This window comes from Streptomyces sp. NBC_00669 (assembly GCF_036226785.1).
Classification (GTDB): Bacteria; Actinomycetota; Actinomycetes; order Streptomycetales; family Streptomycetaceae; genus Actinacidiphila.
The window spans coordinates 8,495,148-8,507,576 of record NZ_CP109018.1; the positions used below are offsets into that span (position 1 = coordinate 8,495,148).

Here is a 12,429-nt window from a genome sequence, read left to right on the forward strand (position 1 = left end):
GGCAACGGCACGGGGTGCCGCGCGCGGGTCCGGACGCCGCGCGTGGGATGCTGGGCGTGATCGAACAGCCGAGGGAACACGACAGTGGCGATGGCAGGGACACGAGGCACACGACGGGCGCTCACGGACCTGTGGGACCGCTACTCGGCCTCCGACCCCGGGCTGCTGCGGCTGATGGCCGGCCTGCGCACGGTCGGCTCGATCGGCCTGGCGCTGCTGGTCCTCGCCGTGATGGACACCCCGGTGACCCAGCTCGTGGCCGGCGCGATGGCCGCGATGGTCTCCACGTTCGCCATCCGCGACAAGCGGGTGCCCGACCAGGCCGTCACCCTCGCGCTCGGGCTGCCGGCCGCGCTCGCCTCGGTGTCCCTGGGCTCGCTGCTCAACCCGCACGTCGTCGTCGGCGACATCTTCTTCGTGCTGCTGATCTTCGTCTGCGCCTACGTCCGCCGGTTCGGCGACCGCTACACCGCGATCGGCATGATCAGCTTCCAGGTGTACTTCGTCTCGCTGTTCGTGCACGCCACCCCCTCCGACCTGCCCGGCCTCTGCCTCACCCTGACCATCGCGTTCGCGTGCAGCGCGCTGACCCGATTCGCGTTCGTGCCCGAGACCCCCGAGCGGACCCTGCGCCGGCTGCGGCAGGCGTTCCGGGCCCGCACCGTGCAACTCGTCGCCACCCAGCGCGAGGTGCTGGAGTCCCCGGCCGACCACCTCGACAGCGCCGTCGCCGACCTGCGCAAGGACACCGCACGGCTGCACGAGAGCGCCCTGATGATCCAGGCCAGGCTGGAGGACGGCACCTCCGACCCGGCCACCGCCAACCAGCTCCAACGCCGCGTCGTGGACGCCGAGATCGCCGCCGAGCGGCTCGGCATCCTGCTGCTCAACACCCGCGGCAGCGGCCACGCCGACACCCTCACCCTGCACCTGCCGAACGCCCCGCTGCCCGCGCCGGTGCGCCGCCTCGGCGACGAGGACGAGGCCGTCCGCACCCTGCGCAAGGAGATGCGCGCCCTCCAGTTGCTCGTCGCCCGCCTCTCCGAGGACGGCCGCGGCACCGCCGTCACCCACCTGCGCAACCGCCTGCTCGCCTATCGCGACGACGCGAACCTGCCCCGCGCCACCCCCGCGATCCAGGACGCCTTCCGCGGCATCGGCGAGACCGCCCGCGCCGTCCTCGGCCTGCGGATGGCCCTCGACGGCCCCGGCGACGACTCCGACGACGCGCCCGAGACCGTACGCTCCCGCGAGGAGTTCGAGGCCGAGGACCTGGCGCTGGCCGACGACTCCGCGCCCAGCGTGCGCACCGGTCTGGACCGCCCCAGCAACCGCGCCGCCTTCCAGGTCGCCACCGGCTCCGCGCTGGCCGTCCTCGGCGGCGAGTTCCTGTCCTCGCAGCGCTGGTACTGGGCCGTACTGACCTGCTGGGTGGTGTTCCTCAACACCTCCTCCACCGCCGAGATCCTGGTCAAGGGCTACCGGCGGCTGATCGGCACCGTCTGCGGCGTCGTCGCCGGCGTCCTGCTCGCCGGCGCGATCGGTCACCACACCTGGACCGCGTTCGCGCTGGTCCTGGTCTTCATCTTCGCGATGTTCTTCACCGCGCCCGTGTCGTACACGCTGATGTCGTTCTTCGTCACCGCCATGCTCGGGCTGCTCTACACCCTGCTGCACACCTACAGCCTGTCCGTGCTGGTGCTGAGGATCGAGGAGACCGCGCTCGGCGCCGCGTGCGGGGTGATCGCCGCCGTGCTGGTCCTGCCGATCCGCACCGACGAGCACACCGACGCCCAACTCGTCACCGTCCTGACCCGGTTGCGCGACGTGTCCGTGGCGGCGGTGGACCAGCTCGGCGGCGGCCCGGCCGTCGACCTCGTCGACATGTCCCGCGACCTCGACACCGCCCTGGACGCCCTGCGCCGCTCCACCAGCCCGCTCACCTACCCGATCACACCGCTGCGGGTCCGCCGCCGCACCGCCCGCTACCTCGTCGCCCTGCTGGAGACCTGCGCGTACCACGCCCGTGCCCTGGCGGCCACCGCCGAACTCGTGCCCTACAGCCGGAGCGTGGCCGCCGATCCCCGGCTCGCCGCGGTCGGCCCGCGCATCGCCCACAACATCGACGCGCTCATCAGCCACGTCGAGGCGCAGGAGTCGACGAAGGAGCGGGCGGTCGCGGTCGCGGTGTCGGGAGCCACGGCCGCCGCGCCGCCCGAGGGCGACACCGACCAGCGCGCGGCGGCCCGCAAGGGGCCCGAGGTGCGGACCGGGCCGAGTATCGCGTCCATGCTGGAGGGTTCCGGGAGCAGCAACCTGCGTTCCGGCACCGTCACCTACCGCGTGCTGCGCCACCTGCAACGCCTCGACGAGGGCATCACCGCGCTGGCCCGGCCGCTGCGGGCGCCGATGGAGGACGACGGCACGAGCCGGCGCGCGGCAGGCGGCACGGGCGGGGCGGGCGGCGCGACGGCGCAGGCCCGGCCCGCGGGCTGAACGGCCGCCCCGCCGCTCACGGTTCCAGCCGGTGCAGCGTGACGCCGGAGAGCGTCCCGCCGTCCGCCTCCGCCGTCATGTACGTGCGGTACGGCTCGCGCCGCCGGTCCGTCGGAGAACCCGGGTTGAGCAGCCGCAGCCCGTTCGCGGCCACCGAGTCCCACGGGATGTGGCTGTGCCCGAAGACCAGCACGTCGGCGTCCTCGTAGAGCGCCGCGCAGCGCTCCTCCCGCCCGCGCGCCGGGCCCGTCTCGTGCACCACCGCGAACCGCACGCCACCCAGCCGTACCCGTGCCACCTCAGGCAGCCGCGCCCGCAGTCCGGCGCCGTCGTTGTTCCCGTACACCGCGACCAGCCGCCGCGCCCGGGCCTCCAGCAGGTCGAGCGTCGCCTCGTCCACCCAGTCGCCCGCGTGCACGACGACGTCGGCGGCGTCGATCCCGGCGAGCAGCGCGGCCGGCAACTCCCGGGCCCGCTTGGGCACGTGCGTGTCGGTGGTGAGCAGCAGGCGCACGGGCGGGGGTCTCCTTCGCGGATCGGGGCGGTCGGCCCGGGGCCGGTGGCCGATGGCGGTGGCCGATGGCGGTGGCCGATGGCGGTGGGGTGGACGGGTCCGGTGGAGGTGGCCGGTGGCGGGGCCGCGTCCCCCGATCGTCCCACGCGGCTCCCGCGCGCCGGGCCGGGCACGCGGGCGGGAGCGTGGGCGTACCGCACAATGGGGCGGGACCGACGTTTCCGACAGAGGCCGACGAACGATGACACACGTACCCGAACTCGCCCGCACGCTCGACCTCAGCCCGCACCCGGCGGGCGGCTGGTACCGCAGGATCTACACCTCGCCGGTGCCCCTGGCGCACCCCACGGGCAGCGGCACCCGCGCCTCCGCGACCATGATCCACTACCTCCTCACGCCCGGCGAGCACTACGAGTGGCACAAGGTCGAATCGGACGAGGTGTGGTTCTGGCAGCAGGGCGGCCCGCTGCTGCTGCGCACCAGCAAGCCCGGGCCCGCGCCCGACGGCGTCACCGAGCACCTGCTGACCGCCGACCCGGCATCCGGCGCCGACCCCTGCTTCCACGCCGTGGCCCCCGCCGGTTCCTGGCAGCGCGCCGAGCCGGCCACCGACCGCGAGGTGCTGGTCAGCTGCGTGGTCACCCCCGGCTTCGACTTCGCGGACTTCACGCTGCTGCGGCGGCGATAGCGGCGCTCGTGCGGTCGTGTCGCTCCGGGGACCGGTGGGCGGCGCCGTCCGGCGGGGGCGGGCACCGCATGTCGATGTGCCCTGTGTCCCATCTGCGCAGGTCCGGTGCCGTGCGGGGGGCGTACGGCCGGGCTCCGCGCGGTGGGCGCGCTGCGCCGAACGGGTGACGCCGCGGCGCCTCCCGCCGATCGCCGTACGGCCCGGTGACGACGGGGCGGACGCCGACTTCCGACCCGGGGGCGACCTCCACCGCGACCCCGTCTCCGATGGCGCGCCGACTCCGGGCGGGGTTGTCGGGTAAACGAAACGTGCGACCGGACGAGCGCACAGCGACCGACAGGGCGTTGCTCACCGGCGTTGCTCACCCTTGGAGTTCGGCAAGGGAGCCGTGCCATGTCACCTGACCGTCATTCTGTGCCGCGGTCTCGGTCTGCGTGGCGGTGGCGTCCTGCTCGCGGTCCAGGACGCGTTGCGGGCGCGGATCGCCGACGGTGTCACCGTGCTCGGCGTGATCGTGCCGCACGCCCTCGCGCCGGCGCTGCACTCGCGTGACGTGCTCGGGCACAGCCTCGGCGGTGCAGTGCGGTGCGGTGGGAGGCGCGGGCGCGGCAACTCTGGTCTGCGCGGCCCTGGTTGCCGCTCTCGTGCCACCACGGGTCCGGTCCGATGGTCTCGGCGAACTGACGGTATTCCGCCATGCCCGCGACGTTCAGGTCGAAGGAGGGCCTGCGTGCCGTCTTGTTGCTGGCGTCGACCCACGAGAAGGACCAGTTGGTGACCCTTCGCCCGGCCGGCCCGCGTCGATGAAGACCACCTCGGCCCCGTGCCGCGACAGGTTCCAGCCCACGCGGGCGCCGAGAACGCCCACTCCGATGACCGCGACACGTGCGGGCCGTTGCACATACCCCGTGCTCGCCGACGTCCCCTCCCATGATCACGGGCGAACTCCCGCTCCAAGCGTGCCCACACCCGTTCCGCGACGAGCGCGTGACGCGGTCGGGCACTCCGTGCCTCGGGTGGGCCGCGTTCGTGTCGGCGGTGTTCGTCCCGGCCGCAACCGGCTGGGCCGACTTCGTCAGCGGGGGGCGTCAGCAGGTCGCGTGCGGCCGTCTTCCGTACCGCTTGTCGCTTCGGCGCCGGTGGCCGGGGGGCGGTCGCGGCGGCGGCCGACGAGCGCGAACGACACGGCCGCGAGGGCCTGGAAGGCGGCGGCGGTCAGGAGCGCGCCGGGCAGGGAGCGGGTGGCGAGGGGGCCGGCGAGGGCGGTGCCGAGGGCGTAGCCGGTGGTCTTGAGGCTGGCGCCGGTGGTGAAGACCTGGCCGCGCAGGTGGGCGGGGGCGTCGCGGTGGCGGATCGCGAACAGGGCGGTGAGCTGCGGGCCTTGGCCGGCGCCGGCGAGGATCGCGGCGGCGGCGAGGGCCGGCGGGCGTGTCGTCGCGGCGAGCAGGAGCGCGGCACCGACCAGGACGGTGGCGGACCACAGCACGGTGTCCGGGCGCAGGGCGCGCGGACGGCGGGCGAGGAGGGTGTTGGCGGCGAGCGCGGACGCGGCGGCGCCGGAGAGCAGGTACGCGCCGTGCCCGGCCCCGCCCAGCGACGCCGCGCCGAGCAGCGGGGCGCAGGTGATGAACATGCCGGCGCCGACGCAGGACACCACGGAGGCGGTCGTCGCGCGGGCGAGCGCGGGTGCGCGGTGGATCGCGCGGAACCCGGCGGCGAGGTCGGCGCGGATCGGGGCGTGCGGCGGGCGCCGGACGGCGCGCTCGGCGGGCTCGGTGGGTTCCGTCGGCTCGGCGGGTGCGCGCGGCAGTGCCCACGCGGGGGCCAGCGCCAGGCAGATGAGCGCGGCCGCGGCCGCGACGGCGACCGGCGCCCCCGACAACCCGGCCACCAGCCCGGCGAGCGCGGGGCCGACCAGGCTCGCCAGGTCGTAGGTCATCGCGTCGAGCGCGTTCGCCCGCGCGAGCGTGCCGGCGGTGACGACGCGGGGGAGTTGCGAGGTCCAGCCGCCGGACAGGGCGGGTCCCAGCGGGCCGGCGAGCACCCCGAGCAGAACGGTCGCGGCGATGGGCATCCGGTCCAGCGTCGCGAGGAGAACCGCAAGGGCGGCCGCGTAGCCGCCGAGCGCGGCGGCCAGCAGACGTCCGGGGCGGGCGGAGCGGTCGAGCAGCACGCCGAACAGCGGCCCTCCGGCCGCCGCCGACACCATCAGCGCGGCCGGTACCGCCGCCGCGCGGGACGCCGAACCGGTGGCGGCCAGCCCCGCCAGCAGCAGCGCGGGCCCCGACATCTCGTCGCCGACCCGGGCCGCGGCCGCACCGCCGAGATACCACCGCAGGGCGCGGCCACTGTGACGCTTTTCCATGCGAGTGACGTTACGCGGGTAGCTCAAACATGCGCCACATGCGTTACAGTGTGCGGATGTCATCTCCGGCTCCGTACGACGACCGGTCCACCCGGCACTCCGTGGCGGCCAACGCCAGGCGCACCGCCGACCTCGTCAACGCGCTTGCGGTGGAGGGACATCGGGCGGATCAGGGTGCCGAGGTGTCCGTCGGCGCGGCGGCGAACGAGGCCGCCGACGCCCGTACCCGGGACGCGGTCGCCGCCGTGCTGCGCGCGTACGGCGAGGCCGCACCCCTGACCTTCACCGCCGCCGACCTCGCCGACCTGCGTGCGGCCGCCGGCCTGCTGCGCGAGGTGTTCGCCGCCGGGCACGTCGACGAGGCCGCGGCCCGCCTCAACCGCCTGCTCGCGGCAGGCACCGGCCCGCTCCGCCTCACCTCGCACGCCGGCGGCAGCCCCTGGCACCCGCACCTGGACAGCGACGACGACGCGCCGTGGGCCGAGTGGTTCCTGTCCTCCTCCTGCATGGCGCTCGCCGTCCTGGTCTGGGACCGGCAGCGCCCGCCCGGCGGCTTGTGCGCCTCGCCGCGCTGCCCGAACGTCTACGTCACCGAGGGGCGCGGCCCGAACCGCCGCTACTGCTCGCGCCGTTGCGCCACCCGCGAGCGGGTCGCCGTGCACCGGGCGCGCGCGGCGGCAGCATCCGACCCGCCGCAAGTGCCGTCGCCGGTGCCGCTGTCCGCGCGGCGGGCTGTCGGGAGGCGGTCGTCATGACGAAGGGCCCGGTGAACGGCCCCGCGAGCGGCCCGGTGAACGGTCCGGCGAGCGGCTCCACGATCGAACTGGCCCCGGTCGCGCCGCCCGACCGGCCCGTGCTGGCCCGCCTCCTCCAGCTCTACCTGTACGACTTCTCCGCCTGGCGCCCTCAAGACATCACCGCGCAGGGCACGTTCGGCTATCGCTACTTCGACGCGTACTTCACCGAGCCGAGCCGGGAGGCGTGCCTCATCCGGGTGGGCGGGGCCCTGGCCGGATTCACCATGACCCGCGAACTGCCGGACGGCGAGCGGGAGATGAGCGAGTTCTTCGTACTGCGGGGGCACCGCAGGCACGGTACGGGCCGCCTCGCCGCGCTCCACACCCTGCGCCGGCACCCCGGCCGGTGGGTCCTCGACTTCGACCACGCCAACCACGTCGCCGCCCGCTTCTGGCCGCAGGTCGCCGCCGAGGCCGCCGAGCCCGCCGGCGGTACGGTCAGCCGCGAGGACCACTACCCGCCGGCCGTTGCGCACGCCGTCGCGTGCCTGCGCTTCTCCGTCGCCCCGCCCGCGGACTGACCCCCGTCCCGCCGCCTGCCCGGCTACCCGCTGCCGGGCGTCCCGCGGCGACCGCGTCGCCCCCCGCGCTCGTCCGCGCGAACGGTCACTGTCAGTGGTCGCTCCTACGATGGCGGGTATGAAGTTCGAGCCGTTCGACATCCGTTCCGCGCTGCCCGCGATGCTCGCCGCGCCGCGCGACCGCGCGCTCGCCTGGTTGTTCATCACCGGCTTCGCCGCGTACTGGGGCCGGCCGCTGGGCGCGGGCGACGGATGGGACCCCGCGGTCGTCGACGCCGCCGAGCGGCGCCTCGGCCTGACGCTGCCGGCCGCGCTCCGCGAGGCGTACCAACTGTTCGGCCGGCGCGACGACCTGACGAGCAACCAGGACCGGCTGCTGCCACCCGACGAGCTGTACGTGTGGGACGGCGCGCTCGTCTACCGGGAGGAGAACCAGGGCTGCGCCCACTGGGGCATACCTCTGGCCGACTTCGACGAGCGTGCCGACGCCGTGGGAGAGGACGCCGTGGGGGAGGACGCGCCGCGTGATGACGCGGTGCGCGACGACCCCCGCACCGTCGCCCGGCCCGACCTCGCGGACAAGTCCCAGGAGCGCTGGGAGCCGTGGATGCCGAGTCTGGCCGCGGCCTGCGTCGAGATCGTCATGGCCGAGGCGCTGATGGACCCGGACGCCCCCACGGACTTCCTGGACACCGACGGGGAGGGGCTCGCGCCGGAGGTGGCGGCGTTGTGCGACCCGCTCCAGCCGTTCGGACCCGGCAGCCGCTGGTTCGCCGGGACCGACGTCCTGATACGCGAGGTCGACGACGCGTTCGTCTGCGTCAGGGGCCGCACCCCCGAAGCACTCGACCCGATCCGCGAGGCGCAGTTCGGCGACTGGCTCGACGACTGACCGCCCCCGGGCCAGGGCCCTCGGCGCCCCCGGGCGCTGGCCCTTCGCGCGCCGCCGCACACCGGGAACGTGACCGGGCGCTTCCGCGTTCGACGCTTGTCGGGTAAGAGTGCGGGGACACGCGGAAACGAGGGAGGGGCCCGATGGATTTCGTCGTCTTCATGACGCTGCCGGGGCTGGTCATCCTGCTGACGGCGGTGGCGTTCGTCGACCAGCTGATGCTGCGCGCCGGCCGGGCCGGGGTGCTGCCCTGGCGCGGTGGCCGGCAGGGCCAGATCACGGCGACCGGCTTCGAGCAGCTGCACGCCACCTTCTCACCCGGCAAGCAGAACGAACTCGACGAGCGGAAGTCCTCGTTGATGCTCCGGGACGAGGAGGGCGACGGCGCGCCGCCGCGCTCGAAGGTCGACCTGGACCACGGCACCGCGGTGATCCGGATGACCCCGCGCCCCGACCCGAGCTGACGCCCCGGCTCCTGCCCGTACGGATACCGGTCAGCCGGTGGGCCAGTGCTGTTCGGCCCAGATCGTCTTGCCTGCCGAGGACTGGCGGGTGCCCCACTTCTCGGTGAGGCACGAGACGATGAACAGGCCCCGACCGCCCTCGTCGGTCACGCGTGCGTGGCGCAGGCTGGGGGCGGTGGCGCCGGAGTCGCTGACTTCGACGGTGAGGGAGCGGTCGAGGATGAGGCGGAGCGTCACGGGTGGCGTGCCGTAGCGCACGGCGTTGGTCACCAGTTCGCTGACCAGGAGTTCGGCCGAGTCGAGGTCGTCGGGGTCGAGCGGGTGGTGGTACTCGGTGAGCCACTGCCGGGTGAGGTGGCGGGCGCGGTTCGCGGCACGGTCCTCCGACGGCAGCGCCCAGGAGGAGGTGCGGCGGGCCGGGAGCGGACGGGCGCGGGCCAGCAGCGCGATGCCCTTGTGGACGGGGTGCGCCGCCAGCCTGGTGAAGATGCCGTCGGCCAGGCCCTGTGCCGTGTCGTAGACCGGCAGCACCTGGCTGATGATCTCCGTGCTGAGAGCCGGGTCCAGGTCGTCGCTGGCCAGAATGAGGGTGCAGTCGTCGTCGAGGGGTGCGGTGGCCATGGCGAAGGGCTCGGTGTCCGGGGCACCCAGCCGGGGGCCCACCGGTGCGTCGATCCGGTCGATCCGACCGTCCGGCCTGATCAGCCGTGGTGCGGGCTGTCCGGCGCAGGCGACGGTGCAGGTGCGGGCGATCGGGTCGTAGAGGGCGTAGACACACGCCGCGGTCAGAGGCGGGCCGTCCGAGGCGGAGGCGGCGGTGCGCTCCAGGGCCAGCTGGGTGACGGTGTCGCTGAGCCGGGCGAGGAGTTCGTCCGGTTGGAGCTCCAGTCCGGCCAGCACACGCAGGGCGGTGCGCAGGTGCCCCATGGCGGTGACACTCGCCATTCCCGTGCCGCCCACCTCTCCGACGACCAGCCCGCATCGCGCGCCGGACAGGGGGATGACATCGAACCACGCGCCGCTGTGAGCGGTCGGGGAGAGCGCGACGAACGCGGTGTCGATGCCCAGTTGCGCACCGGGGACGCGGGAGAGCAGCCTCTGGCGGACCGTGGAGGCAAGGGCCCGGTCATGGGCGACGCGGCGCGCGTTGTCCAGGCACAGGGCCGCGTGGGCGACAGCGGACTCCACTGCCCGCAGGTCGGCCGTGGTGTAGCGCGCGGAGCCACCGCAGCGGAATACGCGCAGCAGCCCCAGCACCCTTCCCCTGACGGTCAGGGAGGCCACGATCGCGCTGTGCGCCTCGGCCCTCCGCAGCGCCTCCTGCCGGTGCGGGTCGTCCGCCAGGAGGCCGTCGCGGTCCGACCGCAGCAGCAGGGGCCGCGTCCTCGTCAGGGCCTTGGTGAACGACGACTCGCGATCCACGGTCTCCACCGCGCTGACGCCCTCGTCCGGGTCGGGAGGCCCGGTGGTGCGGATGGCCGCGCGCCGCAGCAGCAGCTTCTCGGGATCGACCGGCTGGAGCGGCGGGTAGTCGCCGCCGGCCAGCTGTTCCGTCACCGACACCACCGCGAGATCGGCGAAACCCGGGCTCAGCGCGTCGGCGAGGTCCTGGCAGGTCTGCATCAGGTCCAGGGAACGCCCGACCCGTTCACGGACCCGGGAGACGGTCATCGCCCGCTCACGGTCCCGCTCGCGGCGGGTGACGTCGAGGAGCGTCATGGCCAGCCCGACCACTTCGCCGCCCGGTCGGCACAGCCGGAACGCGGAAACGGAGTAGTACTGCCGCAGCCCGTGCACGGTCAGGACCGTGACCAGCCGGGAGAAGACCGGCTCCCCGGTTTCCAGCACCCCATGGGCGGCAGCCATGTCCTCGACCGGGCTCTCCAGGCGGTAGACGTCCTCCAGACGGCGCCCGAGAAGGTCCGCCGGCGCGCTGCCGTGCATGGCCCGTGCCGCCGTGCTGACCCGGATCAGCCGCAGATCGCGGTCGAGGACGAGCAGGCCCAACTGCGACACCGAGAAGAGCGCGCGCACCAGCGGGCCCTCCACGTCCGCCTCGGCCGGGTCGGAGGGGTACACCGCCCAGCCGCCGCCCTCGCCGTCGGGCCGCGGCACGGCGCACAGCGCGGTGTCCGTGCCGCGGACCGCCTCCACCACGCGGCCCCCCAGCACCGCGTCCGCCGAGCGGCCGAACAACAACTCCGCGGCCTCGCTCCACGCGCTGACACGGCCCGCGTCATCAGCGGTGAACAGCGGTTCCGTCGCCTGCCCCATCGCGACCTCCCGTTGATCCGCGCAAGAGCGCGCACGTCGCCGAACCCATGACCTTCATGATGGGTACCGGGCGGGCAACTTTCCTGTCGTCCGACGGGGGAGTGGCGGGGCCCGCGGCCGGCTCACGGAGGATCGGGAGGCGGGCCCGGTCGGCGTGCCATGGGCGTGGGCGCTCTCGTCGGTGCCGAACTGGACCACCCGACCCCGACGACGCCCCGACCTCGACGACGCCCCGACCTCGACGTCGCCCCGGTCCCGACGTCGCCCCGGCCGCAGGTCACCGTCACACCGGGGCACCGCGTCCGCCGGTCACCGGGCGTGGGCGGCGACCTGGTACGCCGGCAGGAGGTCGCCGTCCGGCGTGCGGAAGGCGGCGGCCTGTTGGTCGGAGTGCCCGAAGCCGGTGTCCGACGGGTCCGCCGGGTGGCCGAAACGCGCCGCCGCCACCCACAGCTGCGGTGCGCCGGTCAGCCGGTCAGCCGGGTGAGGGCCAGCGCGTGGGCGCGGTCGAGGGCGTCGGCAGCGGCGCAGGGGACATCGGGCTGTATACCGGTGCCCTCCCAGTTCGTGCCGGAGACCGGATTGACCGCGCGGCCCACCGGGATCGTGGCTTCCAGGTGCGGGTGCACCGTCCACCCCTCACGCGGGTGCGCCCCGCCGCCGGTTCGCTCGCCGACGACGACGGCGCGGCCGAGCTGCTGGAGGTCGTACGTCAGCTCCTCGGCACCGGAGAAGGTGCGGTCGCTGGTCAGCACGTACAGCGGCTTGCTGCCGCCGAAGCGCGCACCGGGAACGTGCGCCGCGCTCCAGGACTGCTCGTAGCGTTCGCCGTCACGCCAGTACATGGTGTTGAGATGGGTGCGCTCGTCCAACAGGTAGCCGCAGACGAAGGCGACGGTGTTCGGGTCGCCCCCCAGGTTGGCGCGAAGATCCACGATCAGCGCCCGGGAGCGGGACGCCAGCGTGAGCGCCGCACTCAGCGGTTCCGCGGCCCACTCCAGCGGAAACAGCATCGGTGCCAGCTCCACCACGGCCACCCCTTCGGAGAGCGACTCCACCCGAGGCGCACCGCCCAGCGAGCTGTCGAAGTCCCGGCGCATGGCCGCCAGGGCGGCCGCCCCCTGCCCCGCGGGCACCGAATCGGCGTGGTACTTCAGCCTCAGATGCCGGTCGCCGTTGACGGACTGCAGGTCCGCGGTGACCAGCCGAGCAAGCTCCTCGGCGCCGCCGACGTCATAGGCGCCCTCGGCGAGGCGCTGCCGCAGCAGGACCGTGAGCTGCTCGGACACCTCGGGGAAGACGTAGTGCTCGATCAGGAGCTCGACGGTCTCGTCGATGACAGGGGCAGGCCGGAACAGTGTCGGAGTCGTCATGGCAGGGAGTAGAGCACCGCCCTTGCGAAAGCGTCAAGAGCGTTA

The 12,429-nt window shown here is 74.4% G+C and carries 12 protein-coding genes; 6 read left to right on the forward strand and 6 right to left on the reverse strand.

The features are described 5' to 3' along the window. Positions 1-90 precede the first annotated feature (90 nt). The gene (locus OG896_RS35855) at positions 91-2,496 is read left to right on the forward strand and encodes an FUSC family protein (protein ID WP_329372094.1); all 2,406 of its coding nucleotides are present in this window, start codon (positions 91-93) and stop codon (positions 2,494-2,496) included. Between the two features lie 16 nt (positions 2,497-2,512). On the opposite strand, the gene OG896_RS35860 is transcribed toward OG896_RS35855, so the two are convergent. Continuing rightward, a complete protein-coding gene (locus OG896_RS35860) occupies positions 2,513-3,010 on the reverse strand; it encodes a metallophosphoesterase family protein (protein ID WP_329372096.1) in 498 nt (165 codons plus the stop codon). Positions 3,011-3,251: 241 nt separating this feature from the next. On the opposite strand from OG896_RS35860, the gene OG896_RS35865 reads away from it, so the two are divergent. Beyond that, complete coding sequence (locus OG896_RS35865; RefSeq protein ID WP_329372098.1) at positions 3,252-3,698, forward strand: cupin domain-containing protein; 447 nt, start codon at positions 3,252-3,254, stop codon at positions 3,696-3,698. 361 nt (positions 3,699-4,059) lie between these two features. Here the strand turns inward: OG896_RS35865 and OG896_RS35870 are convergent, their stop codons facing one another. Together OG896_RS35870 and OG896_RS35875 are read right to left on the reverse strand one after the other, a co-directional pair. Then, the gene (locus OG896_RS35870; RefSeq protein ID WP_329372100.1) at positions 4,060-4,263 is read right to left on the reverse strand and encodes a hypothetical protein; all 204 of its coding nucleotides are present in this window, start codon (positions 4,261-4,263) and stop codon (positions 4,060-4,062) included. Positions 4,264-4,773: 510 nt separating this feature from the next. Next, positions 4,774-6,063: an MFS transporter gene (locus OG896_RS35875; protein WP_329372102.1), complete on the reverse strand. Its 1,290-nt coding sequence runs from the start codon at positions 6,061-6,063 to the stop codon at positions 4,774-4,776. Positions 6,064-6,119: 56 nt separating this feature from the next. On the opposite strand from OG896_RS35875, the gene OG896_RS35880 reads away from it, so the two are divergent. The 4 genes from OG896_RS35880 to OG896_RS35895 all read left to right on the forward strand — a co-directional run bounded on the left by OG896_RS35880 (position 6,120) and on the right by OG896_RS35895 (position 8,737). After that, on the forward strand, positions 6,120-6,818 hold the full coding sequence (locus OG896_RS35880; protein WP_329372104.1) for a CGNR zinc finger domain-containing protein: 699 nt from the start codon (positions 6,120-6,122) through the stop codon (positions 6,816-6,818). Then, positions 6,815-7,381, forward strand: coding sequence for a GNAT family N-acetyltransferase (locus OG896_RS35885; RefSeq protein WP_329372106.1), 567 nt, complete (start codon positions 6,815-6,817; stop codon positions 7,379-7,381). The genes OG896_RS35880 and OG896_RS35885 overlap by 4 nt, the downstream gene beginning before the upstream one ends. A 118-nt stretch (positions 7,382-7,499) precedes the next feature. After that, on the forward strand, positions 7,500-8,273 hold the full coding sequence (locus tag OG896_RS35890) for an SMI1/KNR4 family protein (protein ID WP_329372108.1): 774 nt from the start codon (positions 7,500-7,502) through the stop codon (positions 8,271-8,273). Positions 8,274-8,416: 143 nt separating this feature from the next. Then, positions 8,417-8,737: a DUF6191 domain-containing protein gene (locus OG896_RS35895; protein WP_328460962.1), complete on the forward strand. Its 321-nt coding sequence runs from the start codon at positions 8,417-8,419 to the stop codon at positions 8,735-8,737. Between the two features lie 30 nt (positions 8,738-8,767). On the opposite strand, the gene OG896_RS35900 is transcribed toward OG896_RS35895, so the two are convergent. The 3 genes from OG896_RS35900 to OG896_RS35910 all read right to left on the reverse strand — a co-directional run bounded on the left by OG896_RS35900 (position 8,768) and on the right by OG896_RS35910 (position 12,384). Further along, a complete protein-coding gene (locus OG896_RS35900; RefSeq protein ID WP_329372111.1) occupies positions 8,768-11,011 on the reverse strand; it encodes a SpoIIE family protein phosphatase in 2,244 nt (747 codons plus the stop codon). 309 nt (positions 11,012-11,320) lie between these two features. Further along, positions 11,321-11,458: a hypothetical protein gene (locus tag OG896_RS35905; protein WP_329372113.1), complete on the reverse strand. Its 138-nt coding sequence runs from the start codon at positions 11,456-11,458 to the stop codon at positions 11,321-11,323. Between the two features lie 20 nt (positions 11,459-11,478). Beyond that, the gene (locus OG896_RS35910; protein ID WP_329372115.1) at positions 11,479-12,384 is read right to left on the reverse strand and encodes a S41 family peptidase; all 906 of its coding nucleotides are present in this window, start codon (positions 12,382-12,384) and stop codon (positions 11,479-11,481) included. Between the last annotated feature and the right edge of the window lie 45 nt (positions 12,385-12,429).